23 protein-coding genes are annotated in these 23,650 nt (G+C 64.0%); 15 read left to right on the top strand and 8 right to left on the bottom strand.

Annotated features, from left to right (window positions below):
• Window positions 1-146 precede the first annotated feature (146 nt).
• Window positions 147-596, top strand: coding sequence for a YcgN family cysteine cluster protein (locus BMI90_RS13485; protein WP_078530018.1), 450 nt, complete (start codon window positions 147-149; stop codon window positions 594-596).
• The gene (locus BMI90_RS13480) at window positions 593-1,642 is read left to right on the top strand and encodes a low specificity L-threonine aldolase (RefSeq protein WP_078530017.1); all 1,050 of its coding nucleotides are present in this window, start codon (window positions 593-595) and stop codon (window positions 1,640-1,642) included. The genes BMI90_RS13485 and BMI90_RS13480 overlap by 4 nt, the downstream gene beginning before the upstream one ends.
• Before the next feature lie 2 nt (window positions 1,643-1,644).
• Here the strand turns inward: BMI90_RS13480 and BMI90_RS13475 are convergent, their stop codons facing one another.
• Window positions 1,645-2,187, bottom strand: a complete 543-nt coding sequence (locus tag BMI90_RS13475; protein WP_078530016.1) for a VOC family protein — start codon at window positions 2,185-2,187, stop codon at window positions 1,645-1,647.
• Between the two features lie 185 nt (window positions 2,188-2,372).
• On the opposite strand from BMI90_RS13475, the gene BMI90_RS13470 reads away from it, so the two are divergent.
• Window positions 2,373-2,804, top strand: coding sequence for a hypothetical protein (locus BMI90_RS13470; RefSeq protein WP_078530015.1), 432 nt, complete (start codon window positions 2,373-2,375; stop codon window positions 2,802-2,804).
• A 4-nt stretch (window positions 2,805-2,808) separates the two neighbouring features.
• Here the strand turns inward: BMI90_RS13470 and BMI90_RS13465 are convergent, their stop codons facing one another.
• Both BMI90_RS13465 and trxB read right to left on the bottom strand, forming a co-directional pair.
• Window positions 2,809-3,288 carry an RES family NAD+ phosphorylase gene (locus BMI90_RS13465; RefSeq protein ID WP_246831552.1) on the bottom strand — a complete coding sequence of 160 codons (480 nt, stop codon included), beginning with the start codon at window positions 3,286-3,288 and terminating at the stop codon, window positions 2,809-2,811.
• Window positions 3,285-4,235 (bottom strand): thioredoxin-disulfide reductase, encoded by a 951-nt coding sequence (trxB, locus tag BMI90_RS13460; RefSeq protein ID WP_078530013.1) that lies wholly within the window; start codon window positions 4,233-4,235, stop codon window positions 3,285-3,287. Before trxB ends, BMI90_RS13465 begins: the two co-directional genes overlap by 4 nt.
• Window positions 4,236-4,402: 167 nt before the next feature.
• Between trxB and BMI90_RS13455 the strand changes: the two genes are divergently transcribed.
• Window positions 4,403-4,903 carry an Lrp/AsnC family transcriptional regulator gene (locus tag BMI90_RS13455; protein WP_078530012.1) on the top strand — a complete coding sequence of 167 codons (501 nt, stop codon included), beginning with the start codon at window positions 4,403-4,405 and terminating at the stop codon, window positions 4,901-4,903.
• An 83-nt stretch (window positions 4,904-4,986) separates the two neighbouring features.
• On the opposite strand, the gene BMI90_RS13450 is transcribed toward BMI90_RS13455, so the two are convergent.
• Window positions 4,987-6,213 carry an MFS transporter gene (locus BMI90_RS13450; protein ID WP_078530011.1) on the bottom strand — a complete coding sequence of 409 codons (1,227 nt, stop codon included), beginning with the start codon at window positions 6,211-6,213 and terminating at the stop codon, window positions 4,987-4,989.
• Between the two features lie 65 nt (window positions 6,214-6,278).
• Between BMI90_RS13450 and BMI90_RS13445 the strand changes: the two genes are divergently transcribed.
• From BMI90_RS13445 to BMI90_RS13430, 4 genes are all read left to right on the top strand, one after another.
• Window positions 6,279-6,911, top strand: coding sequence for a DNA-3-methyladenine glycosylase (locus tag BMI90_RS13445; RefSeq protein ID WP_078530010.1), 633 nt, complete (start codon window positions 6,279-6,281; stop codon window positions 6,909-6,911).
• Window positions 6,908-7,570, top strand: coding sequence for an alpha/beta fold hydrolase (locus BMI90_RS13440; protein ID WP_078530009.1), 663 nt, complete (start codon window positions 6,908-6,910; stop codon window positions 7,568-7,570). Before BMI90_RS13445 ends, BMI90_RS13440 begins: the two co-directional genes overlap by 4 nt.
• Before the next feature lie 167 nt (window positions 7,571-7,737).
• Complete coding sequence (locus tag BMI90_RS13435) at window positions 7,738-8,337, top strand: HNH endonuclease (protein ID WP_078530008.1); 600 nt, start codon at window positions 7,738-7,740, stop codon at window positions 8,335-8,337.
• Between the two features lie 80 nt (window positions 8,338-8,417).
• Window positions 8,418-8,759, top strand: a complete 342-nt coding sequence (locus BMI90_RS13430; protein WP_078530188.1) for a zinc ribbon domain-containing protein YjdM — start codon at window positions 8,418-8,420, stop codon at window positions 8,757-8,759.
• A gap of 63 nt (window positions 8,760-8,822) precedes the next feature.
• Here the strand turns inward: BMI90_RS13430 and BMI90_RS13425 are convergent, their stop codons facing one another.
• Window positions 8,823-10,226: an oligosaccharide flippase family protein gene (locus tag BMI90_RS13425; protein ID WP_168172787.1), complete on the bottom strand. Its 1,404-nt coding sequence runs from the start codon at window positions 10,224-10,226 to the stop codon at window positions 8,823-8,825.
• Between the two features lie 211 nt (window positions 10,227-10,437).
• Between BMI90_RS13425 and BMI90_RS13420 the strand changes: the two genes are divergently transcribed.
• The 5 genes from BMI90_RS13420 (at window position 10,438) to BMI90_RS13400 (ending at window position 17,409) form a co-directional block, all read left to right on the top strand.
• On the top strand, window positions 10,438-11,676 hold the full coding sequence (locus tag BMI90_RS13420) for a Coenzyme F420 hydrogenase/dehydrogenase, beta subunit C-terminal domain (RefSeq protein ID WP_078530006.1): 1,239 nt from the start codon (window positions 10,438-10,440) through the stop codon (window positions 11,674-11,676).
• Entirely contained in the window at window positions 11,673-12,836 is a 1,164-nt protein-coding gene (locus BMI90_RS13415) for a polysaccharide pyruvyl transferase family protein (protein WP_078530005.1), read from the top strand. The genes BMI90_RS13420 and BMI90_RS13415 overlap by 4 nt, the downstream gene beginning before the upstream one ends.
• Window positions 12,836-13,696 (top strand): glycosyltransferase family A protein, encoded by an 861-nt coding sequence (locus BMI90_RS13410; protein WP_078530004.1) that lies wholly within the window; start codon window positions 12,836-12,838, stop codon window positions 13,694-13,696. The genes BMI90_RS13415 and BMI90_RS13410 overlap by 1 nt, the downstream gene beginning before the upstream one ends.
• A 138-nt stretch (window positions 13,697-13,834) precedes the next feature.
• Entirely contained in the window at window positions 13,835-15,979 is a 2,145-nt protein-coding gene (locus BMI90_RS13405; protein WP_078530003.1) for a right-handed parallel beta-helix repeat-containing protein, read from the top strand.
• Entirely contained in the window at window positions 15,979-17,409 is a 1,431-nt protein-coding gene (locus BMI90_RS13400) for an O-antigen ligase family protein (RefSeq protein WP_078530002.1), read from the top strand. The genes BMI90_RS13405 and BMI90_RS13400 overlap by 1 nt, the downstream gene beginning before the upstream one ends.
• Here the strand turns inward: BMI90_RS13400 and BMI90_RS13395 are convergent.
• The 3 genes from BMI90_RS13395 to BMI90_RS13385 form a co-directional block, all read right to left on the bottom strand.
• Window positions 17,406-18,377, bottom strand: coding sequence for a glycosyltransferase family 2 protein (locus tag BMI90_RS13395; RefSeq protein ID WP_078530001.1), 972 nt, complete (start codon window positions 18,375-18,377; stop codon window positions 17,406-17,408). The two genes, BMI90_RS13400 and BMI90_RS13395, sit on opposite strands and share 4 nt — an antisense overlap.
• 11 nt (window positions 18,378-18,388) lie before the next feature.
• Complete coding sequence (gene ilvN / locus BMI90_RS13390) at window positions 18,389-18,949, bottom strand: acetolactate synthase small subunit (RefSeq protein WP_038079091.1); 561 nt, start codon at window positions 18,947-18,949, stop codon at window positions 18,389-18,391.
• A gap of 86 nt (window positions 18,950-19,035) precedes the next feature.
• A complete protein-coding gene (locus BMI90_RS13385) occupies window positions 19,036-20,781 on the bottom strand; it encodes an acetolactate synthase 3 large subunit (RefSeq protein ID WP_078530000.1) in 1,746 nt (581 codons plus the stop codon).
• 530 nt (window positions 20,782-21,311) lie between these two features.
• On the opposite strand from BMI90_RS13385, the gene BMI90_RS13380 reads away from it, so the two are divergent.
• Window positions 21,312-21,884: a TRAP transporter small permease subunit gene (locus BMI90_RS13380; protein ID WP_078529999.1), complete on the top strand. Its 573-nt coding sequence runs from the start codon at window positions 21,312-21,314 to the stop codon at window positions 21,882-21,884.
• Window positions 21,884-23,629 (top strand): TRAP transporter large permease subunit, encoded by a 1,746-nt coding sequence (locus BMI90_RS13375; protein WP_078529998.1) that lies wholly within the window; start codon window positions 21,884-21,886, stop codon window positions 23,627-23,629. The genes BMI90_RS13380 and BMI90_RS13375 overlap by 1 nt, the downstream gene beginning before the upstream one ends.
• Window positions 23,630-23,650 lie beyond the last annotated feature (21 nt).

Below are 23,650 nucleotides of genomic sequence, written 5' to 3'. Positions count from 1 at the left end.
CGGCGTAAGCACGACGAATGGGCGCGGCCCGGGGATCGTCGCCCCGCGCCAGTTCTCTTCCCCCCATCATTCCCAAACCAAAGATCCGGTAACGATCTGCCGATCCCCCCTTTCCATTTCCCCGCCGCTGCCCCATTTTCCGCGCCATGACCAAACTGCGCCCCGAATTCTGGAAGCTGCCGCTGAAAAAGCTCACCGCCCCCGAATGGGAGGCGCTGTGCGACGGCTGTGGCAAATGCTGCCTGAACAAGCTCGAATACGAGGATACGGGCGAGGTGGTTTTCACCCGCGTCGCCTGCCGGCTTCTCGATGGCGAGACCTGCCGCTGCACGCAATACGACATTCGCCACCAGTTCGTCCCCGAATGCGTGACGCTGACCCCGAAGACGATCAACAAGATCGCCTACTGGATGCCCGCGACCTGCGCCTATCGGCTGCGCTTCGAAGGCGAGCCGCTGCCCGAGTGGCACTACCTGATTTCGGGCTCGCGCGAGACCGTCCACGAGGCGGGCGTGAGCGTGCGCGGCTGGACCGTGCCCGAATTCGAGGTGCCCGAGGACGAATGGGACCAATACACGATCGAGGACCTCTCATGAATTTCGCCTCCGACAACACCTCCGGCGCACATCCCGCCATTCTCGAAGGCCTCGCCGCCGCCAATGCGGGCCATGTCCATTCCTACGGCGCGGACCCGATCACCGAGGGCGTGCAGGCGAAGATCCGCGAGATTTTCGAGGCGCCCGAAGCGCGCGTCTATCTGGTGGCGACCGGGACCGCGGCCAATGCGCTCTCCTGCGCGATCCTGACCCAGCCTTGGGGGGCGATCTTCTGCCATCGCAACGCCCATATCGAGGAAGACGAGTGCGGCGCGCCCGAGTTCTACACGAATGGCTCGAAGCTGGTTCTGGTCGATGGGCCGGATGCGAAGATGGACCCGGAGCTGCTCGCCCGGACCATTTCCCATACGGGCCGGGGCGGCATCCACAACGTCCAGCGCGGCATGGTCTCGATCACCAACTCGACCGAGGCAGGCGCGGTCTATTCGCCCGCCGAGGTGGCGGCGCTGACCGAGGTCGCGCGGCGTTTCCACCTGCCGGTGCATATGGACGGGGCGCGCTTTGCCAATGCTCTGGTCGCGGCCGGATGCACGCCCGCCGAGATGACGTGGAAAGCGGGCGTCGATGTACTCAGCTTCGGTGGCACCAAGAATGGCTGCATGGGCGTCGAGGCGGTGGTGATTTTTGACCCCAAACGCGCCTGGGAGTTTGAGCTGCGCCGCAAGCGGGGCGGGCATCTGTTCTCGAAGCACCGCTTCCTCGCAGCGCAGATGCAGGCCTATCTGACCGATAACCTGTGGTTGAAGACCGCCCGTCATGCCAATGAAATGGCGCGCAAACTTTCCGAAGGCGTCAGCAAGATCGAAGGCGCAAAACTGATCCACCCCACCGATGCCAACGCGGTCTTCGCGGCTTTCCCGCGCGGCGCCCATAAGCGCGCGCACGAGGCCGGGGCCTATTACTACCTCTGGCCGTTCGATCAATCGCTCGAGGGCCCGGAAGAGGAACTTCTGGCCGCGCGTCTGGTGTGTTCATGGGCGACGACGCCTGAGGAGATCGACGCTTTCCTGTCGCATCTCGCCTGATCTCAGCGCCGGGGCAGGTCGCGAAACGCGAGTTTCTCGGGCGGCCCGTGCCATTCGGGATGCTCCGCCTGCGCGGCCTTCAAGGCCGCGCGAAAGCGTCGAAGCGCGCCAAGCCCGGGGATGCGTGGAATATGCGCGAGCTCCCAGTGGATGCCGTTTATCGGGTCGTCGAAGAACACCGCGTAATAGCCGGGCGCATAAACAGAATATTCCTGTGGCGCCTCGGTGACCGACAAGCCGCGCGGGATCAGGAAGTCACGGTGAAACGCATCCACCTCGGCCCGAGATTTCGCCCAGAGCGCGATATGATGGATGCCCACCGCCCGCGCCTCGTGATCCAGCTTCTCGCCCGATCGCGCGGGCTGGATGCCGATATAGGAATGCGGCATCGGAAAGCGCGCCATGTAATAGGTCGAGCGATACCCGATATCGAGCGTCCAGAAGCTCCGGTATCCAAGCCAGCCGAACATCGCATCGTAGAAGGCGATGGAATTCTCGTAATCGAGCACCGAGAACTCGACGTGATTGACCCCGCGCCAGCGCATGAGCGACCTCCATGTTCCGCTTCTCAGGTAACCGCGCAGCTTTGACAATCAAGGCGCCCTCACGCGATCAGGATCGGAAGAGATCAGTACGCGACTTCAGACGTTGAGTACTTCGTACCCTGAAAGTCGGGAAATCGCCTCATTCGCGCCGCGCGCGCGTCGCCATCGCGCGCGACGCTGTGGTCATGCTGATGCGCCTCGCCAATCCGTTCGTTCTGCCTGCCGCCGGGTCTCTTCCCGCTCTGTCGCGGCGCGTCCTGGCGCTTTCGGCGATGGCGGGGCTCTCGGGGTGCCTCTTCTACAGTCACGTGGCGCTCGCGATCGGCGCGATGCCGCTCTGGCTCTTTGCGGCCTGTCTCTATGCGCTGGGTGTCGGGCTGAGCGCGGCGTTTATCCTGGCGTTTCTGCCGGGACTGAGCCGGTTCATCGCCTTTACCGCGGTGTCGCGACTGGGACTCGCGCTTGTCGCCGTCCAGAGCCCCTCGGTTGCGTCTGTGCTGATCTCCACGCCTGCGCTCAACGCGACCCTGGTGGTCGGCCTTGCTCTCGCGCTTCAACAGCTCGCCCGGGTCCAGCCGCAATTCGCCCGCGGCGTGCACCGGCTGGCTCTGAGCTGATTTCTTACATCTCGGGAACAGGGTAGGGCGGTTGCCATGGGGTCGCCGTTCCGTCCTGCGTGACCGTTTCCGCCGTGATCTCGAAAAGCACCAGATGGCTCAGTTCGGGACGCGAGCGCGAGGCATAGATCAGTCCCTGCGCGCCCGCCGACCGCGCACCATCCGAAAAGACCCAGGTGGGCGAGGGGGCGCCCGCCGCACGCCCATCTTGCCACACGATCGAGGCCGCGGCCTGATCGGGGGTGCCGCGCAGATCGACCATCTTTTCTGCGGTGATCCTCAGGGGCACGATCACGCGAGGTGGATCGCCCGCCCGCACGTAACGCCGAAGCGCCACAGCCGCGCCCTCCGCGCTCAGCGAGGCATAAAGTGCCGGCTGCCCGGAATGATGAAACCGGCCCTCCGGGTGGCGAGCCGGTTCAAGCACTTGAACGACGCGGTCGGCAGAGAGGATCCGCCAGACCGTGCCGTTGAACGAGATCACTCGGCCTCGCCCTGCTCGGCAAGCCATTTCTCGGCGTCGAGCGCGGCCATGCAGCCCATACCCGCCGAAGTCACCGCCTGACGATAGGTGTGATCGGTAAGGTCACCGGCGGCGAAGATGCCGGGCACCGAGCTGCGGGTCGAGCCCGGCTCCACCCAGACATAACCGCCCGCCTGCATCTTCAGGCTGTCCTTGACCAGTTCCGAAGACGGCGCGTGCCCGATTGCCACGAAGAAGCCGTCGCAGGGGATCACTTTTTCCGAACCGTCCACGGTCGATTTCACCCGCACGCCGGTGACGCCGAGGGGCGCTTCGGTGCCGAGGATCTCCTCAACGGTGTGGTTCCATTCGATCTCGACCTTGGGGTTCTTGAACAGGCGATCCTGCAGGATCTTTTCCGAACGCAGGCTGTCGCGGCGATGCACCAGCGTGACCTTCGACGCGAAATTGGTCAGGAACAGCGCCTCTTCGACCGCCGTGTTGCCGCCGCCGATCACCACGACTTCCTTGCCGCGATAGAAGAACCCGTCGCAGGTGGCGCAGGCCGAGACGCCGAAGCCCTTGAATTTCTCTTCCGAGGGGATGCCCAGCCATTTCGCCTGTGCACCGGTGGCAAGGATCACCGCCGAAGCCTCGTAGGTGGTGCCCGAATCGCCTTTCGCGATGAAGGGGCGCTTGGAGGTGTCGAGCTCGGTGATCATGTCCATGATGATCTCGGTGCCCATCGTGCGGGCATGCTCTTCCATCTTCACCATGAGGTCGGGGCCCTGAATCTCTTTCTCGCCGGGCCAGTTTTCCACCTCGGTGGTGATGGTGAGCTGCCCGCCCGGTTGCATGCCCTGCACGAGAACCGGCTCGAGCATCGCTCGCGAGGCATAGACGGCCGCCGTGTAACCCGCCGGGCCGGAGCCGATGATCAGGACCTTGGTTTTCTTCGTCTCGGACATGCCCGCCTCCTTTGAAATCTGCCTGTCGGATATAATCGGAGCACGCCGCGGCGAAAAGCCCCCGCTTGCTGCGGCGAATTGCTCTTGCGGCGACCCGCGCGAAATATTATTGCGCAACACGACGCCCGCAGGTAAGTTCCGCAGCAAGTCACGAAGGAAAGTTTCAAATGCCCACCTCTCGGCTCGACGACATCGACCGCAAGATCCTCGCCGAATTGCAGGCTGATGGTCGGATGACCAATGTCGAACTGGCCAAGCGTGTGGGCATCTCTGCGCCTCCCTGCTTGCGTCGTGTGCGCACGCTGGAAGAGGCGGGTTATATTCGCGGCTACCATGCCGATGTGAACCCGCGCGAGCTGGGATTCGAGGTTCAGGTCTTCGCGATGGTGCGTCTGCATTCGCAGGCCGAGTCGGATCTGTCGGCCTTCGAGGGGCGTTGCCGCGACTGGCCGCTCGTGCGCGAATGCCACATGCTCAACGGCGAGATCGATTTCGTGCTGAAATGCGTGGCTCCTGATCTGTCGAGCTTCCAGAGCTTCCTCACCGGTGAGCTGACCGCAGCCGATAACGTCGCGAGCGTGAAGACGAGCCTCGTGATCCGCTGCGCCAAGGACGATCCCGGCGTGCCCTTCGACGTTCTCGAAGAGCGCATCTCCAAGCTCGCCTGAGCGTTTCCAGTTCCTGATCCGAAAGCAGTGGGGCGCCGCCCCTCTCTTGGTTGCGTGAGATGTCGGCGGGGACAGCGCCCCTTTCAGCGCGTCTCTTTCGGGCGCATCACGAGCCAGATCAGCGCGCCGCCCGCAAGCGTCAGGAAGGGCAGCATCGCGAGGTTGACCGCCTGCCAGCCGGCTTCCGTGTTGCCGCCCTGAGCGCAATTCATCAGGCCGCCCGACGATAGCGATGCGAGGAACACGCCGCCGAAGACGATGAAATCGTTCATCCCCTGCACATGGCCGCGCTCCGAGGGCTCATGGGCCGAGGCGAGCATCGCGGTGGAGCCGATGAAACCGAAATTCCAGCCCAGGCCCAGCAGGATCAGGGCGAGGTAGAATTTCTCGAGTTCCACCCCGGTCAGGGCCACAGCGCCTGAGGTCGCAAGGATCACCAGACCGGCGCCCACGATCGTTTCCTTGCCGAAACGCGCGATCAGGTGGCCGGTGAAGAAGCTGGGCAGATACATCGCGAGAACGTGAGCCGAGACGATATTGGCCGCGTCCCCTTGCTCGAAGCCGCAGCCCACGACTGCGAGCGGGGTCGAGGTCATCACGAGGTTCATCAGCGCGTAGGAGACCATGCCGCAGATCATCGCCACCACGATGACCGGGTCCTTGAGCAACTCGCGCCGGGTGCGGCCTTCGTGATGCTCGTGTTTCTTGCGCCGCCCCGGAGCGGGGATGTCGAGGAAGGCGAAGAGAAAGGGGCCCATCGCGTTGATCGCGATGATCGCGAGATAGGTGGCCATGAAGGGCACGAGCATCGCCTGGCTCGTGACCTTCACCAGTTGGGGGCCGATGATGGCAGCAACCAGCCCGCCCGCGAGCACATAGGAAATCGCCTTGGCCTGGAATTCGGGACGCGCGGTGTCGGTCGCGGCGAAACGGTAGAAGCCCTGGGCCGACATGTAGATGCCGGTCAGGAACGAGCCGCCCAGAAAGACCCAGAACGAGCCGATATAGAGCGCATAGGCCGCAATCGCCGCACCTGTCGCGCCCGCGACATTCGAGAGCAGAAAGCCCGCGCGACGTCCGTAAGCGCTCATGAATTCCGACATCGGTTGCGCCGAGAGCACCGAACCCAGCACGATCAGCGACAGCGGCAGCGTCGCGAAGCAGGGGTTCGGCGCGAGCATCTGCCCCGCCAGCCCTCCCACGGTGAAGATCATCGGCATCTGCGCACCCAGCAGCGCCTGGGCGAGCACGAGGACGATGGTGTTGCGCTTCTCGCGCGGGAAGTCCTGGGGGGAGGTGATATCGCTCATATCCGCTTGCTAGCGCGCGCGAAGAGGGCTGGCAAGCGCGCGCGTGATAGGGCAGGGTGGCGGTCATGGTCGGACGTATCATCACTTGCGAGGCGGATATCGAAGAGGGCACCGCCTGGCTGTGCCGCGCCGAGCCGCGTTTTGCCGAAGTTTGCGAGATGACGGGCCCCTGGCCCCTGCGCCGGCGCGAGGACGGGTTCGCCGCCCTGCGCGATGCGATCATCGGTCAGCAGGTTTCAGTGGCGGCGGCCAATTCGATCCGCGCGAAGGTGCTTGATGCAGGCTTCGCGGATCCCGTCGCGATCGCGGGAGCTTCTGAGGATGATCTGCGCGCCTGTGGCCTCTCGCGCCAGAAGGTGCGCTACCTCCAGGCACTGGCGGGATCCGGCGTCGATTTCGAAGGGCTGCGCGTCCTGCCTGACGAGGAGGTGATCGCCCAGCTTCTGCCGATCCCGGGCATCGGTCGCTGGACGGTCGAGATGTATCTGATCTTCGCTCTGGGCCGCGCGGATGTCTTCGCGGTGGATGATCTGGCGCTGGCCGAGGGCGCGCGTCTTCTCTTCGATCTGCCCGAGCGGCCGAAACGCAAGCAGTTCAACGAGCTTTCCGCCGTCTGGTCGCCCTGGCGCGCGGTTGCGGCGCGCGGGCTCTGGGCCTATTACGCCGCGTGCAAGAGACGTGAAGGAGTGGCGCCATGACGCGCAAGCTGGAAGCCGGTCGCAAGGGGCCGCAATCGGGGCAGGTGAAATCGGCGGTGGTCTTCCTGCACGGCTATGGCGCGGACGGTGCGGACCTGCTGGGACTCGCCGATCCGCTGGGGGGGCATCTGCCCGACACGCTTTTCATAGCCCCCGATGCACCCGAACCCTGTCGCGCGGCGCCTTATGGCCGGCAATGGTTTCCGATCCCCTGGCTCGACAATTCGACCGAGACGGAATCGCTCGAGGGGATGCGCGCGGCGGCCGAGGATCTCAACGCGTTTCTCGACGCGGTGCTGGACGAGCAGGGGCTGAGCCCCGCGCAGCTTGCGGTGATCGGTTTCTCGCAAGGCACGATGATGGCGCTCGAGGTGCTGCCGCGTCGTGCCGAACCTGTGGCTGCTCTGGTGGCGTTCTCGGGCCGCCTGCTGCGTCCCGAGGCTTTGGGGGGCGAGGCGCTCAGCAAACCGCCCGTGCTGCTCGTACATGGCGATCAGGATCCGGTCGTGCCCTTTTCGGACATGGGCAAGGCGGGCGACGCGCTGGTTTCGGCCGGCTTTGATACCTACGCGCATGTGATGAAGGGCACCGGCCATGGCATCGCGCCCGATGGTCTCTCCGTGGCCCTTGCCTTCCTGCGCGACAAGCTGCCCGGCTGATCCGTCACCTGCCTGTCACAGCCTTCTGATAATTCGTGCTGCAGAGCAGCAATTCGCGAGATCAAGAGGCTTGCCAGATCGCGAACGCCATATATAGTTATCGTTAAGGCAGGGGCGGACCCCGCCCCTGGGCCGAGGCAGGCGACAGGGCGAGGACGGAGTCACCCATGCTGGACGAATGCGACAGGATCGATTTTCGAACGCAATTCACCCGCGAGCCAGCGGCGCTGAGGCGACATCCCGCGCTCGTGCTCAACGCTGATTTCAGGCCGCTTTCCTACTACCCGCTATCGCTGTGGCCCTGGCAGGAGGCGATAAAGGCGGTCTTCCTCGACAGGGTCACGATATTGGCCGAATATGACGAGGTGGTGCGCAGCCAGCGCGAGGCCTTCAAGATCCCCTCGGTCGTCGTCCTCAAAGAATATGTCCGACCCCAGAAGCGCGTGGCTTTCACGCGCTTCAATCTTTTTCTGAGGGACGAATTCAAGTGCCAGTATTGCGGCAAGAAGGGCGATCTGACCTTCGATCACGTCATTCCGCGCTCGCGCGGGGGGATCACCAGCTGGGAGAATGTCGTGGCGGCCTGCGCGCCGTGCAATCTCAGGAAGGCGAACAAGCCGCTCGAACGCTCCGGGATGCGCCTTCTCAAGCCCGCGCGTCAGCCACAGCCGGAAGACATGCTGCGTATCGGGCGGCGCTTTCCTCCGGGATACCTGCATGAGAGCTGGATGGATTTCCTCTACTGGGATACCGAGCTCGAAGCCTGAGGTCGTCGCGGGCTGTCGATCATGTCGCAGGCGGGCGATTTGACTGGCGCAAGGCGCGTCCGGCGCTTATGGCTTTTGCCATGACCGAGACTCTGCCCCCGTGCCCCGAATGCGCCTCCGAATTCACGTATCAGGTGGATGCCCTGCTCATTTGCCCGGAATGCGGCCATGAGTGGTCGCCCGGTGCCGAGGCGGAAGGCGAGGCCGTGGTGCGCGATGCGGTCGGCAATGTCCTTTCCGATGGCGATACCGTCACCGTGATCAAGGATCTCAAGGTGAAGGGCTCTTCCTCGGTGGTGAAGGTCGGCACGAAGGTGCGCGGTATCCGGCTCGTCGAGGGTGATCACGACATCGACTGCAAGATCCCCGGCATTGGCCCGATGGGCCTCAAGTCGCAATTCGTGAAGCAGGTCTCGGACTGAGGCAACCCCGCCAAGCGACCCAAGGCGCCTTTCACGGTCTTCCCGAGCGGTCGGAAGGGTGGTTCACGCCAGCGGCATCGGGTCGCGGCTGAAAAAGCTCCTCAGGTTGGTGAGGCCCGCGAATTGCGCCGCGACGAGCACCAGTGCACCGATCCAGGTAACCAGAATGCCCGAGCTGCCCGGGGCGGGCAGGTAAGCAAGCACGAGAACGGACAGGATCGTGAAGACCGTTGCGAGAGCCGCGCGGTTCACCTCGGGAAGTTCCATCACTTTCGACAGGCGCCATAGCGCCAGTGCCAAGCCCGCCAACTCTCCGATAATGCCCAGCCAGATCACGGGGAGCATCGAGCCTGTCTGAACCAACGCCCAATAGCTGAGCGGGAGCACCGCTATCCTCGGCACGTTCCCCCAGAGCCCGTTATCGGTCTGTCCTGCGGAAAGCGCGACCGTGCTCGGCCCGTTCTTGATGGCGCGGATCGTGTTGAGAAGTGCAAAGGGGATCAGGAGCGGTAGGAGGCTCGCATATTTTGCTCCCAAGACTGCGACGACAACGATCGGCCCCACGAGGAGGGTGCCCAGAAGGAGGGTGGAGCCCGTGAGGAACATGCCCTCAAATGTTGCCGCGGCGAACCGGCGATGCTCGGCTGCGTCATCGCGCCCATGTGCGCTCGACAGTTTCGGCAGGAACAAGTTCTGTACCGATTTCGCACCGATCAACGAGGGCGTCAGTGTCAGTGTCATCCCCATCGCGAAGATCGCCAGCTCCTCCATGCCCGCAAGCCGCCCGACGATGATCTTGTCGCCCTGAAAGACCAGATACATCAGCGCTGCATTCGCAAGGAGCGGCATCCCAAAATGCAGGCTCTCGCGCATCACGGGGCCATCGAGGCGCGGCCTGTAGGGGCGCTCGGCGACGAAATGCGAGGTCAACGCGCCGAGGGCCGCATATAGCAAGATCGCCCAGAGCGCCGCGCGCCAGTCGTTGAAGATCAGTGCCAGTGGCCAGACCGCGATGAAGGCCACAAGGGCGGGCAGGGTGCCGGTCAGTATCAGCGGACGATAACGGCCGGCGCGCTGGGCGCGGTGGATGTCGAAATGCTGCAGCGCGTTAAAGAGCGGCACCAGTGCCAGCCAGCGATAGGCCGAAGCTGCCTGCGGAATGCCCAGGAACTGAGCGATCGGTCCGGCCAGCACCAGCAGCGCCAGCGCGCCCAGCCCCCCACGCAGCAGCTGAAAGCCCTGGAGAGCGGCCTGGAAATCGGGTTCATCCCCGCGCTTCGACTGCACGATCTGTTGCTGCAAGCCCAGCGTCGAGGTCATCTCGATCACCGCCATGATCATCGCGAAGGTTGCGGCCACGCCGTAGTCGGCCACCGGGATCAGCCGCGCGAGCAACAGGTTGCGCGCCAGCAGCAACGCCGAAGCGGAGGCGTTTCCGGTCACGATCAGAAGGGCGGTGCGAAGCATCTCTCGTCCGGCAAGGCGCGAGACGTCAGATCCGCGCGGGTTCATCCGCATAATCCTGTGCCGCGACCCGAGAGGTCAAGCGTACTGCCTCATGCCGGTGCGGGAACCTGTGACATGAGCGCCACGCAGCGCGCATCCCGCGCCGCGCCGCAGACTTGTCAGGACTCCGGCTTTGCTGTTCAACTGCGTCGCAAAACGAGAATGATCGAGCATGACCACCCAAGCCCAGACCCCGACGCCGCCGAGCGCCGCGCTTTCTCTCGTGGCGGCTGGTGATCTTTGCGCGGGCTGTGGGCTCTGCGCCGGACTTGCGCCCGAGGCGGTGACGATGGCAGTCGATGCGCGCGGGTTCCTGCGGCCAGTGCAGCGCGGCCCGATCCCGGCCGCGCAGGAGGCTGCGATCGCGGCGAGCTGTCCGGGGCTCGGTCAAAGCGCGCGGCCCGCGAAGCCGGGGCAGGAGGTGCTCTGGGGGCCGTTCGAGCGAATGAAGACCGGCTTTTCCACTGATCCCGCCTTGCGTCATGCGGGAGCCTCGGGTGGGGCGCTCTCGGCACTCGCTGCACATCTTCTGGAGACGGGGCGGGTCGATGCGGTTGTGCAGATCGAAGCCGATCCAGCGAACCCGACCGGCAATCGGACACGGATCAGTACGGCACGTGCTCACATCCTCGCCTCGGCGGGCTCACGCTATGCGCCCTCCGCGCCACTTGCTGGGCTTGCGGCGTTGCGCGCATCGGGGCGGCGTCACGCGTTCATCGGCAAGCCCTGCGATGCGGCGGCGCTGCGCGCGGCTGCCGCGCGAGATCCGGCGATCGCTCATACCTTTCCGGTGATCCTGTCTTTCTTCTGTGCCGGCGTGCCAAGTGCGCGCGGGGCCGAAGAGCTTCTCGCCGCGATGGGGGCGGATGCCGATCGTCTCGAGAGCTTTCGCTATCGCGGCAATGGCTGGCCCGGTCGGGCCGTCGCCAAGCTGAATGACGGAACCGAGCGCGAGATGTCCTATCACGAGGCTTGGGGCGGGGTGCTCTCGGGTCATGTCCAGCATCGTTGCAAGATCTGCGCCGACGGCACGGGGGGCGCGGCTGATCTGGTTTTCGCAGATGCGTGGGAGGCGGATCCGCGTGGATATCCGATCTTTGACGAGGCGCCGGGGCAAAGCCTGATCGTGGCGCGCACGGCACTCGGGGTCGAGCTTCTGTCAGAGGCGGAGGGGGCAGGTGCGCTTGAGACCCAACCTTTCGACGTGGCAGAGCTCGCTGCGATCCAGCCCGGGCAGCGCGAGAGGCGACGGGCGCTTTTCGCGCGCCTTGCAGCGCTGAAGCTGATGCTGCGGCCGGTGCCGCGTTACGAAGGGCTCAACCTGCGTGCCTGTGCGCGCCAGAACCCGCTTTCGCGGAACGCGCGCAATTTTCTGGGCACGCTGCGCCGTGCGTTGCGGAGGCAAGCATGAGACGCCCCCTGCGCATCTGCCTGATCTTTCATTCGACGCGCTCCGACAATCTGGGCGTCGGCGCGTTGACGGTCTCCGAGATTGCCTTGCTGCGCGATCTGGCCGCGAAGGCGGGCCGGGCGCTGGAGATCACCGTGCTCGACTGGAAGGACCGCCGCGCGCCCTATGTCGCGGGCGATGACCTGCGGTTGATTGAGGTCGATGGTGCTTTTCTTAAATCACCCAATGGCTTGCTTGCTGAAGTTAAGGCGGCGGATCTGGTGATCGACGTGGGCGGCGGCGACAGTTTCGCGGATATCTACGGGGCCAATCGGCTCCTGAAGATGTTTTGGATGAAATTCGCGACCCATCTCGGGCGCACCCCTCTGGTGGTCGCGCCCCAGACCGTCGGCCCGTTCTCGAAACGCTGGGCGCGCTGGCTGGCGGCGGCGACGCTGAAACGCTCGGCACTCGTCGCGGTGCGTGACGAACGCTCGCAAGCCGCGCTGCGTGAGCTGGGCAATCGTGGGCCCTCCGTTCTGGCCTCCGATCTCGCATTGCGGCTGCCGTATGACGCCCCTCAGTCGCGGGACAATGGCCCGGTCCGTGTCGGTCTCAACGTTTCGGGGCTGCTGATGGCGGGGGGCTATCACGGGGGCAATGATTTCGGCATGACACTCGATTACCCGGCGCTGATGGCGCGCGCGATCGAGTGGTTCAAGGGGCAGGGGGCGGAGGTCCATCTCGTGCCCCATGTGATCGTCGCGGAAGGGCCGATGGTGATCGAGGATGATTACCGCGCCAGCGCCGCATTGGCCGAGGCGCATGGCGTGATCTGCGCGCCCGCTTTCGCCAGCCCGTCAGAAGCCAAGAGCTATATCGCGGGAATGGATTTCTTCGCGGGCGCGCGGATGCATGCCTGCATCGCGGCGTTTTCCTCGGGCGTGCCGGTCGTGCCGCTCGCCTATAGCCGCAAGTTCGAGGGGCTGTTCGGCGCGCTGGGTTACGCCCATACGATCGATTGCACAAAGGCCGATGCGGATGCGGTGATGACCGCGTTGCAGGACGGATTCACCAATCGAGCGGCGCTTGCCCAAGAGGCGCGCGCGGCTTTGGCGCGCGGGCTGGACCGGCTTTCAGCCTATGACGCGGCGCTGTTGCAGTTGATGGAGGCGCTGTGATGGTCGAGGCCGCTGTCATCATCCCGCATTACAACGATGTCGAGCGGCTGATCCGCTGCCTCGACACGCTCGCGCCGCAGCTTGATGCGCGCTGCGAATTGCTGGTGGTGGACAATAATTCCACCGTCGATCTGGCCCCGATCCGCGCTGCTTACCCCGATCTGCGGATCGTGACCGAGGCGAAGAAAGGCGCGGCCGAGGCGCGCAATCGCGGTGTGGCCGAGACGACAGCGCCGCGGCTTTTCTTCATCGACAGCGATTGCGTGGCCGATCCCGACTGGATCGCGACGGCCTTTGCCGTGGCCGAGAGGGGCGATCTTGTCGGCGGGCATGTCTTCGTCTTCGACGAGACCCCGCCGCCGCGCTCGGGCGCGGAAGCCTTCGAGACCGTCTTCGCCTTCGATTTCCGCCGCTATATCGAGGAGAAGGGGTTTTCCGGCACGGGTAATCTCGTGACCCGTCGCGACGTCTTCGAGGCGACGGGGCCGTTCATCGCGGGGCTGTCGGAGGATCTCGACTGGTGCCGCCGCGCGACCGCGAAAGGGTATCGCCTCGTCTATGCGGAAGAGCTGCGCGTGGGTCATCCCTCTCGGCAGGACTGGGCGGCACTGAGCCGCAAGTGGCGGCGGCTGACCGAGGAGGGCTTTGGCGTGAACGGCTCGGGCGCCATGGACCGGCTGCGTTGGGCGGGCAAGGCGCTCCTGATGCCGGTCTCGATCCTCGCCCATATCCCCAAGGTGCTGCGTCACCCGGGACTGAGCGGCGCGGGCGAGCGGATGCGGGCGATCGGGACGCTGGCTCGGTTGCGGCTTGCGCGGATGGGCTGGATGTTGCGTCAGGCGCTCTTCGGCAAGCTCTAGCGGCGCGAGGGCCACAATCGGACCGCCTCTGCCCTCGGAACGTGAAAATCCTTGCCCGAACGAACGCCCGCGCCCTATTTTTGACGTAAGACAAGGTTAGAGCGGCGTTAACAAAGTCGCCAAGACAGGCAGGAAGCGATGGAGCAGATCGCGACAGAACAAGGGCATCTTGCCCGTGCCTTTCGGCGCGGGCTCCTGGGCTGTGCGCTCGCTTTGGTGCTCGCGGGTCCGGTTTTCGCCAAGGATTGGAAAGTCGGGTCACCGCAGGAGTTGACGGAAGCCCTCTCGCGTATCGCTGCGGGAGATGTGGTTGAAATCGCGCCGGGAAATTATCCTGCGCTGACGCTCTACAAGAAGGCGGGCGAGCCCGAGGCACCGATCGTGATCCGTTCCGCCGATCCGGAAAAGCCAGCCCGGATCGAGACCATGGATCTACGCGAGGTGAGCCATCTCGTGCTCGAAAATCTCACCTTCGATTACACCTATACCCCAGGCGATGCCGCCAATACGCGCCCTTTCCAGGTCTTCACCACGCGGGATTTGCAGATCCGCGACAGTCTCTTCGACGGCGATGTGGCGCCGCCCGATCCTGTCCAGCCCGAGCTTGGCCCCTTGCCGACTGGCTTCGGGTTGGCGCTGCGCTCCTCGACCGAGATAACGCTTTCGCGCAACGAGTTTCGGGGGTTCTATCGCGGAGCGATTATCACCGACTGCACCGATCTGACGCTCGAGGATAACGACATCCACGCGATGCGGATGGACGGGCTCAATTTCGCGCAGGTCGAACGAGTGCGGATTGTCGGCAATCATATCCACGATTTCCGGCGTGCGATCGACACCGGCGATCATGCCGACATGATCCAGTTCTGGACCGCCGGAACAGAGCGCCCGAGCCGCGATATCGTGATTGCGGGCAATGTGCTGAATTCGGGATTGGGCGGGTTTACCCAGTCGATCCTGATGCGCAACGAACTCGTCGATCGCGGCGAGGCGGGCGAGGAGATGTTCTTTCGCAACGTCGAGATCCGCGACAACGTGATCGTCAATGCGCATCTGCACGGGATTACGGTGGGGCAGGCCGATGGCGTTAAGGTCGAAAACAACACGCTGATCCACAACGTTTTTTCCGAAGGTGAGACGCGCGATCCGGTGCTCTGGATTCCGCAGATACGGGTGGCAAAGACGTCGCGCGACGTGATGATCGCGCGCAATGCGGTCAGCGAGATCGCAGGGCCGGTCGGACAGGCTGACTGGCGCGTGAGCGGCAATCTCCTGATTCAGGATACGACGCCGGGGCGGGCAGATTTCTACGATGCACTCTTCGTGGCAGCGCGTACCGGTCTGCCTGACGACCTGACCAATTTCTCCTATCTGCCCGGCGGTGCTCTGGCCGGCTCTGGCGTGGGCGCGCCGATGCTTGATACGCTCGATCGAACGCATGGCTTCCAGCCGGTGATGCGCTTCGATCGCGCGCCCGAGGGCGGGCTCGACATGCTCTTTGACGCGCGCAAGACGCTATTGCCCGACGGGGTGAACCCCGAAGAGGTGCGCTATGACTGGACGATTGCGCAAACCGGAAAGATCGAGGGCGCGGACGTGCCGCTGCGCTTTGCCGAGCCCGGGATCTACAATGTCGCGCTGAAGGTGACGCTGCCCGACGGTCGCGCGGCCTCAAGCTCGGGCCGTATCGCGGTCATCGACGAGCGTGTGGTTAGCTATGATCCGCAACTCGGCCGGATCATCTCGCATGTGGGCGCCGAACCCGAGGCGCTCGACACCTTGCCTCTCAGTCCCGGTGCGATCGAGTTCGGTCGCGGCGATGGGGCGTTGGAAATTCCGCCCGGCATGATCGCTCCCTTCTTCGGGGCCGACCGTTTCAACCTCCATTTGCGGCTTCGGGCGATGGGGGATTACAAATCCGCAGGCGAGCTCCTGCGCGTGCATCAGTCGCTCTTCGTGAAGGCCACGGGGCGAGGCAGTTTCACCGTTGATTTCCGGCCCGAGACTGGACAGCGCCTGTTCTTGCGCACCAAGGCGATCGCGCTCTTCGACGGGGAGTGGCACGACATCACGTTGCGCTATTCCTCGCGCGACAAGCTCTTCGAGGTGCTTGCGGGCGACGAGGTGATCGGAAAGGGCACTGTCTCGGGGCGGGTGCGCAAGATGGAATATTGGGGGCTGGCCTTCGGCAATCCTTTCGGCAACAAGGACAGCTTCCATGGCGAGCTCTCGGCGATCGATCTTGACGCGAGCGGCCCCACGGTGACCGGAGCGATGCGGTGATGCGGGCCGGCGCCCTGGGGCGCGAGGCCTATGGTGCCGCTCGATACGGTTCGCTGGCCGGGGCTCTTCCCGACGCAGCACTGGCAAAGACGAAATTGCCTTTGCCCGTCTTCATCTTCCTGTTGGCGATCCTGTTTCCTTTCAAGTTCAACCTCGGCTCGCTTGCGCTGACCGGTCCGCGTCTCGTCCTGATGGTGATGACGGTGCCGCTTTTCATCCGTCTTTTCACCGGACGCTACGGGCGTATCTTGCCGGTCGACTGGCTTTTCCTGTTTCACACGATCTGGCTGTCGATCGCCCTCGCGGTAAACAATCCGGACCGGGTGATCCAGCAAGCGGGCTCGGTCGGGATCGAGTTCTTCGGCGGGTATCTCATGGGGCGCGCCTTCATTCGCACCCGCGAGGATTTCGCGGCGCTCGGCCGCGTTCTGATCTGGTCGGTCCTGTTGATGACGGTGTTTTCGCTATATGAGACGAAAACCGGCACCACCTTGATCCCGACCCTGATCGACAAGATCCCCGGCATGGGAACGATCACGATCAACTATCAAGATCCCCGTATGGGACTTGAGCGCGTCCAGGGGCCCTTCGCTCATCCAATTCATTTCGGGCTTTATTGTTCGGTGGTTTTCGCCTTCGCCTTCGTGGCCTTCGACGGGATCAAGTCGCTGTCGTGGCGGATCGTGGCGAGCGGGCTTATCCTGCTCAACGGTTTTCTCGCCCTGTCTTCGGGTGCGCTGCTCTCGCTTCTTTTGCAGATCGGACTGATCGGCTGGTACATCGCGCTGCGACGTCTGGAGTGGCGCTGGTGGCTTCTGGTCGGGTTGGTGAGCCTCGCTTACGTGACGGTGGATCTGATCTCGAACCGCTCGGCGATCATGGTTTTCCTGAGTTATGCGACCTTCTCGGCCCATACCGCCTACTGGCGCACCATCATCTTCGAATGGGGCCTCAAGAATGTCTGGGCGAACCCGATCTTCGGCATCGGTCTCAACGACTGGGTGCGGCCCTGGTACATGTATTCGGGGAGCATGGACAATTTCTGGCTGGTGATGGCGGTCCGTTACGGCATTCCGGGGTTCGTGCTGGTAACGGCGGGGTATCTCTGGGGGCTCTTCAAGGTGATGTTCCGCGATTTCAGCGGCGACGTTAGGATGCAGAACTTCCGCAGGTCCTGGGTCTTCACCTTCGCGGGCATGACCTTCACGCTTTGCACCGTCTATGTCTGGGAATCGATTTACGCCTTCACTTTCTTCCTTTTCGGTGCGGGCATGTGGATGCTAACGGAAGAGGTGAAGAAACGCTCCACCGACGACCGCAGCGAGACTGACGCTTCAGCGAATGGAGAAGACGCCGTGGGGCGCAGGTCCGGGCAGCGCAGCGCAGCCTATACGCGCTTTGCCCAGACGCATCGCCGCACCCCCCGCTAACGCCCGATCTTGGCCCGCGCGTCCGGGCTGAGCGCCGCCAGAACGTCCGCAGGCGGGGCCATCCCGAAGAAGCCGCGCAGCAGCGCGCCGGCTTCTGGCCGATGGCCCTTGGCGCCGAGTTGCGCGGCCTTCGCGAGCGACCAGAGCGCGCCGCCGATCAGCCCTTTGGGGAAGTGGCGGCGCAGGAACATCGCCCGGGCGCGGTGCTTGAAATATTGAGAGAAGGGCGAGGCGACCGAGCCCATCCGCTGCGAGCCGATCGCGGTGCCCGCGACATGCCGCACGACCGCGCCTTCACAAAAGGAAATCGGCAGATCGCCCCGGCGCAACGCCCAGTCGACCTCTTCGTAATAAAGGAAATATTCCTCGGTCATCGGCCCCGCGCGCTCGACAAAGGCGCGGGTGGCGACAAGGCTCGCCCCGGTCACGAAATCGATCCGCGATGGGTCGGGGGCAGGGGAACTCGCAGGAGCGAACTGATTGAGGTTATGGGTGATCCCGGTGCGCCGGTCGATCACCCCGCCATCGATCTGGATCTTCTCCGGATCGTCGCCATAGACCACCCGATGTGCGATCATCGCCGCCCCGCGCGGCCCCGGATCGTGGGTTGCGAGCAGATAAGGCGTCTCGGGAGGCACCACGCAATCGGGATTGAGCAGCCAGAAGCGCTCAAGGCCCGGATTTGCCGCCAGCCGGGCCAGTCCGAGGTTGACGCCCGCCGCGAACCCGCCATTGGTTCCGGCCTCGATCAGCGCAATCCCTTCCTGACCCGCCTCCGCCGCTCCCATCAGATCGGGAACCGCGGCACGGATCACATCGACCGTGTCATCGGGCGAGGCATTGTCGACCACGACCACATGCAGCGCGACACCCGTCGCCGCGCGCAGCGAGGCAAGGCACGCCCCGATCACATCGGCAGAGCGATAGGTGACGATGATGACGCCAAGCGCGGGACGGTCCGAGGCCATGATCGGGCCGCTCAGACCCCGCGCGAGAGGGCCGCGACGCCGGTGCGGGCGACCTCGGCCAGACCCAGCGGGCGCATCAGATCGGCGAAAGCGTCGATCTTCTCGGGCGTGCCGGTGATCTCGAAGACGAAGCTCTCAAGCGTCGAGTCCACCACATTGGCGCGGAAGATCTCTGCCAGACGCAGAGCCTCGATACGCTTGTCGCCCGTGCCCGAAACCTTGATCAGCGCCAGTTCGCGCTCGACCGGCGAGCCCTCGACGGTCAGGTCCTTCACCTCGTGCACGGGCACGATCCGCCCGAGCTGCGCCTTGATCTGGTCGATCACGCTCTCGGTGCCGCGGGTGACGACGGTGATCCGGCTCTTGTGACCCTTGTGATCGACCTCGGCCACGGTGAGGCTGTCGATATTGTAGCCGCGCCCCGAGAACAGTCCGATCACGCGGGCCAGAACGCCCGCCTCGTTATCGACGATCACGGCGAGCGTATGCGAGCTCTCGATCTGGCTGTGGCTGTCGCGCAGGTCGTAGGCGGAGTGGCTCGAGGAGCCTTTCTTGATCTTCAGAGCGGCCATTGCCTCTCTCCTTTACGTTGTTCGGACCCGATCTTCGAATTGTTCCAAATATCCCGGGGGTCCGGGGGCAGCGCCCCCGGCCGCGATCACACCAGCGTCGCGCCTTCCTTGAAGGCATCGGCATCGGCGGCCAGCAGCATCTCGTTATGCGGCTTGCCGCTCGGGATCATCGGGAAGCAGTTCTCGTGCTTCTCGACGAGGCAGTCGAACAGCACCGGCCCGTCGTAATTGATCATCTCCATGATCGCATCGTCGAGCTCGGCGGGGTCGGAGACCTGGATCCCCTTCCAGCCGAAGCTTTCGGCGAGCTTCACGAAATCGGGCAGGCTTTCAGACCAGCTCTGCGAGTAGCGTTCTCCATGCAGCAGCTCCTGCCACTGGCGGACCATGCCGAGGCGCTCGTTATTGAGAATGAACTGCTTCACGGGCGTGCGGAACTGCGAGGCGGTGCCCATTTCCTGCATGTTCATCAGCCAGCTCGCTTCGCCCGCCACGTTGATCACGAGCGCGTCGGGATGGGCAATCTGCACGCCGATCGAGGCAGGGAAGCCGTAGCCCATCGTGCCGAGGCCGCCCGAGGTCATCCAGCGGTTCGGATCCTCGAAGCCGAGGAACTGCGCGGCCCACATCTGGTGCTGGCCGACCTCGGTCGTGATGTAGCGATCCATGCCCTTGGTGAGCTCTTCGAGGCGCTGCAAAGCGTATTGCGGTTTGATCGTCTTTTCCGAGTTGGTGTAGGCGAGGCAATTCACCGCACGCCACTCGTCGATCTTCTTCCACCATTTCTCGAGCCCGACCTTGTTGACCTTGCGCCCGCGCGCTTTCCAGACCTTGAGCACATCTTCGAGCACATGGCCGATATCGCCGAGGATCGGCAGTTCGACCGGGATGATCTTGTTGATCGAGGAGGCATCGATATCGACGTGCACCTTGGTCGAGCGCGGCGAGAAATCGGGGATGCGCCCGGTGATCCGGTCGTCGAAGCGCGCGCCGAGGTTGATCATCAGGTCGCAGCCATGCATCGCGAGGTTGGCCTCGTAGAGCCCGTGCATCCCCAGCATGCCGAGCCACGACTTGCCCGAGGCGGGGTAGGCGCCCAGACCCATCAGCGTCGAGGTGATCGGGAAGCCGGTCGCGTCCACGAGTTCACGCAGCAACTGGCTTGCGGCGGGGCCCGAGTTGATCACGCCGCCGCCGGTATAGAAGACCGGGCGCTCGGCCTGTTCGATCAGCTCGACGAGCTGGGTGATCGCCTCGAGATCGCCCTTCACCTGCGGCTGGTAATTGTCGGTGCGCGCGGCCTTCGGCGGGGTATAGGTGCCGGTCGCGAATTGCACATCCTTGGGCATGTCGATCAGCACCGGGCCGGGACGGCCCGAGGTGGCGACGTGGAAGGCCTGATGGATCGTCTCCGAGAGCTTGTCGGTATCCTTCACCAGCCAGTTATGCTTGGTGCAGGGGCGGGTGATGCCCACGGTGTCGGCCTCCTGGAACCCGTCGGTGCCCACCATGAAGGTCGGGACCTGGCCGGTGAACACCACGAGAGGGATCGAGTCCATCAGCGCGTCGGTCAGGCCGGTCACCGCATTGGTCGCGCCCGGGCCCGAGGTCACCAGCACCACGCCGGGTTTGCCCGTCGAGCGCGCATAGCCCTCGGCCATGTGGACGGCGGCCTGCTCGTGGCGGACGAGGATGTGATGAATGTCGTTCTGTTGGAAAATCTCGTCGTAGATCGGAAGAACCGCGCCGCCGGGATAGCCGAAGATCGTATCGACCCCCTGATCCTTCAGCGCCTGCACCACCATCTTCGCGCCGGTCATCTGCCGTGCCATATGCTCACTCCATATTCCCGCCAACGGGTCCAGCCCCGTCTGTCGTCGCCGCATCGTCCTGTCAAGAAAAAGCCCCCGGCTTTGAGGCGGGGGCGCATGGGAACCTTCATGGTCAAACCGTTACCGGCCCATGCGCTTGGCTCCTACGATGACAAGAAGAATCGCATTCATCGCGAATTCCTTTTTCGATGCTTCGCGCGGACATTATGAGCGCTCGGAGGGGGCGTCAATGCCCAAAGCCTGAATAAAGTGTCGCGGGTGGCCAAATTTTTTCCCGAAAATTGCGCAAGCTGCGATTGCCGTCGCAACTTTGCGAAATTCACGGTGGTCCCGTCGCGGGGAATTGAGCATCGCGTGACGCAGGGTGAGGCGAAATGGGCCTGAAATTCGATCGCGTTGGGGTGGGAGCCGTCGGAGGTGGTCAAGTGATTATACCAGATTGCCCTTAATTGCTTGACCTTTCTTGTCCGCTCGGTCAATCACGGGAGCAATGGCCCTGAGGCGGGGCAAGAAACTAGGGAGGAAGTGAGATGGGCGCTTTGCTGGCCCTTTCACGACTGATCGACACCATCAACGAAAGAGTGGGCAAGGCAGTTGCCTGGCTGATCCTCGTGTCGATCCTCGTGAGTGCGACCAACGCCATCGTTCGCAAGTTGTTCGACATGTCGTCGAATGCCTGGCTGGAACTGCAATGGTATCTCTTCGGCGCGGCGTTTCTCGGAGCGGCGGCCTATACGCTCAAGCAGAACGAGCATATCCGGATCGACATCGTCTATGGCGCTTTCTCGCGCCGGGTGCAGCATTGGATCGACCTTCTCGGCCACATCTTCTTCCTGATGCCCTTCGTCATCCTGATGCTGTTCAAGCTGACGCCCTTCGTGATGCTGTCGCTGCACTCGGGCGAGATGTCCACGAACTCGGGCGGCCTGATCCTGTGGCCGGCGAAGATGCTCCTGCTGATCGGCTTCTGGCAGCTCTTCTTCCAGGGTGTGTCCGAGATCATCAAGAAGATCGCGGTGATGCGCGGCCTGATCGAGGATCCCCATGCCGACAGCGCGGGGCATCACGGTCATGATCCGATCGCCGAAGAGGAGGGCCTTTGATGCTTGAGCTTATCGCGCAGAACATGGCCCCGATCATGTTCGTCTCGCTGATCGTCTTCCTGCTGATCGGCTATCCGGCGGCCTTCGCGCTCGCCGCCAACGGTCTTTTGTTCTTCGTCATCGGCGTCGAGCTTTCGGGCTACTCGGGTGGCTCGATCAACCTCAGCTGGCCATTGCTGAACGCGATGCCGGAACGCTTCTGGGGGGTCTTGAGTAACGAGACACTCCTGGCCATTCCATTCTTCACATTCATGGGGATCGTGCTGGAGAAATCCGGCATGGCCGAGGACCTTCTCGACACGATCGGCCAGCTCTTCGGCCCGGTGCGCGGCGGTCTGGCCTATGCGGTGATCATCGTGGGCGCGCTTCTGGCCGCCACCACGGGCGTCGTCGCGGCCTCGGTGATCGCGATGGGTCTGATCTCGCTACCGATCATGCTGCGTTACGGCTATGACCGGAAGGTGGCGACCGGCGTCATCGCGGCGTCAGGCACGCTCGCGCAGATCATCCCGCCCTCGCTCGTCCTGATCGTTCTGGCCGACCAGCTCGGCCGCTCGGTGGGCGATATGTACAAGGGCGCGCTGATCCCGGGTCTGGTGCTGACCGGCATCTACCTTGGTTACGTGCTGGTGATGTCGATCATCAAGCCGCACTCGATGCCCGCGCTGCCGAAAGAGGCGCGCACGCTGGGTTCTGGCGTGATGTCGCTGATCGTGGCGCTTGCGGGCGCCGTGGCCATCTACATCTTCGCCGAGAAGTATTTCGAGGCGAGCGGGTCGAGCGTCAACAACGCCGAGATCATCGCGGCAGGCGTGGCGGTGATCGCGATCTATGTCGTGGCACTGCTCGACAAGGGGCTGAAGACCAACCTGATGAGCCGTCTGGCGCAGCAGGTGGTCATCGTGCTGATCCCGCCGCTGGCGCTGATCTTCCTCGTGCTTGGCACGATCTTCCTCGGCGTGGCTACGCCGACCGAAGGTGGTGCGATGGGTGCGGTGGGTGCGCTCGTGCTCTCGGCAGTGAAGAAACGCCTGTCCTATCAGGTGGTGCGCGACGCGCTGGCCGCGACGACCCGTCTGTCGGCCTTCGTGCTCTTCATCCTGCTGGGGGCGCGGGTTTTCTCGCTCACCTTCTACGGCGTGAACGGGCAGATCTGGGTCGAGCACCTGCTGACCTCGCTTCCGGGCGGCCAGCTGGGCTTCCTGATCGTGGTCTCGCTGCTGGTGTTCTTCCTGGCCTTCTTCCTCGACTTCTTCGAACTGGCGTTCATCATCGTGCCGCTTCTGGCGCCCGCCGCCGAGAAGCTGGGGATCGACCTGATCTGGTTCGGCGTCATCCTGGGCGTGAACATGCAGACCTCGTTCATGCACCCACCCTTCGGCTTCGCGCTATTCTACCTGCGCTCGGTCGCGGCCAAGGTGCCCTATATCGACAAGGTCACCGGCAAGAAGATGGAGCCTGTGAAGACCTCGCAGATCTACTGGGGGGCCATTCCCTTCGTGTTCATCCAGATCGCGATGATCGCCATCGTGATCGCCTTCCCGGGCATGGTGATGCACTACAAGGGCAAGGTCGTGGATCCTTCCACGGTCGAGATCAAGCTGCCGACCATGCCGGGGCTGGATGGTGGCGGTCTTCCCGGGTTCGGTGGCTTGCCGCCGCTCGGGGCGCCGGGTGGAGCGCCCGCTCCGGGTGCGCCCGCTCCGGGCGGCTTGCCGCCGCTGCCGACGCCGGGTGGCAACTAAGAGATCAAGCGGCGGCCCTGC

The sequence above is a fragment of the Thioclava sp. L04-15 genome (assembly GCF_002020275.1).
GTDB classification, from domain to species: Bacteria; Pseudomonadota; Alphaproteobacteria; order Rhodobacterales; family Rhodobacteraceae; genus Thioclava; species Thioclava marina.
This window is presented reverse-complemented; position numbering and strand designations above follow the sequence as displayed.

Bases quoted from the DNA above. Each gene is read 5' to 3' on its own strand.
- BMI90_RS13430 (WP_078530188.1), top strand. From the start codon at position 8,418: ATGACCGAGACTCTGCCCCCGTGCCCCGAATGCGCCTCCGAATTCACG.
- BMI90_RS13375 (WP_078529998.1), top strand. From the start codon at position 21,884: ATGCTTGAGCTTATCGCGCAGAACATGGCCCCGATCATGTTCGTCTCG.
- BMI90_RS13415 (WP_078530005.1), top strand. From the start codon at position 11,673: ATGAGACGCCCCCTGCGCATCTGCCTGATCTTTCATTCGACGCGCTCC.
- BMI90_RS13405 (WP_078530003.1), top strand. From the start codon at position 13,835: ATGGAGCAGATCGCGACAGAACAAGGGCATCTTGCCCGTGCCTTTCGG.
- BMI90_RS13480 (WP_078530017.1), top strand. From the start codon at position 593: ATGAATTTCGCCTCCGACAACACCTCCGGCGCACATCCCGCCATTCTC.
- BMI90_RS13395 (WP_078530001.1), bottom strand. From the start codon at position 18,377: ATGGCCTCGGACCGTCCCGCGCTTGGCGTCATCATCGTCACCTATCGC.
- BMI90_RS13400 (WP_078530002.1), top strand. From the start codon at position 15,979: ATGCGGGCCGGCGCCCTGGGGCGCGAGGCCTATGGTGCCGCTCGATAC.
- BMI90_RS13425 (WP_168172787.1), bottom strand. From the start codon at position 10,226: ATGCTTCGCACCGCCCTTCTGATCGTGACCGGAAACGCCTCCGCTTCG.
- BMI90_RS13385 (WP_078530000.1), bottom strand. From the start codon at position 20,781: ATGGCACGGCAGATGACCGGCGCGAAGATGGTGGTGCAGGCGCTGAAG.
- BMI90_RS13435 (WP_078530008.1), top strand. From the start codon at position 7,738: ATGCTGGACGAATGCGACAGGATCGATTTTCGAACGCAATTCACCCGC.
- BMI90_RS13450 (WP_078530011.1), bottom strand. From the start codon at position 6,213: ATGAGCGATATCACCTCCCCCCAGGACTTCCCGCGCGAGAAGCGCAAC.
- trxB (WP_078530013.1), bottom strand. From the start codon at position 4,235: ATGTCCGAGACGAAGAAAACCAAGGTCCTGATCATCGGCTCCGGCCCG.
- BMI90_RS13420 (WP_078530006.1), top strand. From the start codon at position 10,438: ATGACCACCCAAGCCCAGACCCCGACGCCGCCGAGCGCCGCGCTTTCT.
- BMI90_RS13475 (WP_078530016.1), bottom strand. From the start codon at position 2,187: ATGCGCTGGCGCGGGGTCAATCACGTCGAGTTCTCGGTGCTCGATTAC.
- BMI90_RS13440 (WP_078530009.1), top strand. From the start codon at position 6,908: ATGACGCGCAAGCTGGAAGCCGGTCGCAAGGGGCCGCAATCGGGGCAG.
- BMI90_RS13410 (WP_078530004.1), top strand. From the start codon at position 12,836: ATGGTCGAGGCCGCTGTCATCATCCCGCATTACAACGATGTCGAGCGG.
- ilvN (WP_038079091.1), bottom strand. From the start codon at position 18,949: ATGGCCGCTCTGAAGATCAAGAAAGGCTCCTCGAGCCACTCCGCCTAC.
- BMI90_RS13485 (WP_078530018.1), top strand. From the start codon at position 147: ATGACCAAACTGCGCCCCGAATTCTGGAAGCTGCCGCTGAAAAAGCTC.
- BMI90_RS13470 (WP_078530015.1), top strand. From the start codon at position 2,373: ATGCTGATGCGCCTCGCCAATCCGTTCGTTCTGCCTGCCGCCGGGTCT.
- BMI90_RS13455 (WP_078530012.1), top strand. From the start codon at position 4,403: ATGCCCACCTCTCGGCTCGACGACATCGACCGCAAGATCCTCGCCGAA.
- BMI90_RS13380 (WP_078529999.1), top strand. From the start codon at position 21,312: ATGGGCGCTTTGCTGGCCCTTTCACGACTGATCGACACCATCAACGAA.
- BMI90_RS13445 (WP_078530010.1), top strand. From the start codon at position 6,279: ATGGTCGGACGTATCATCACTTGCGAGGCGGATATCGAAGAGGGCACC.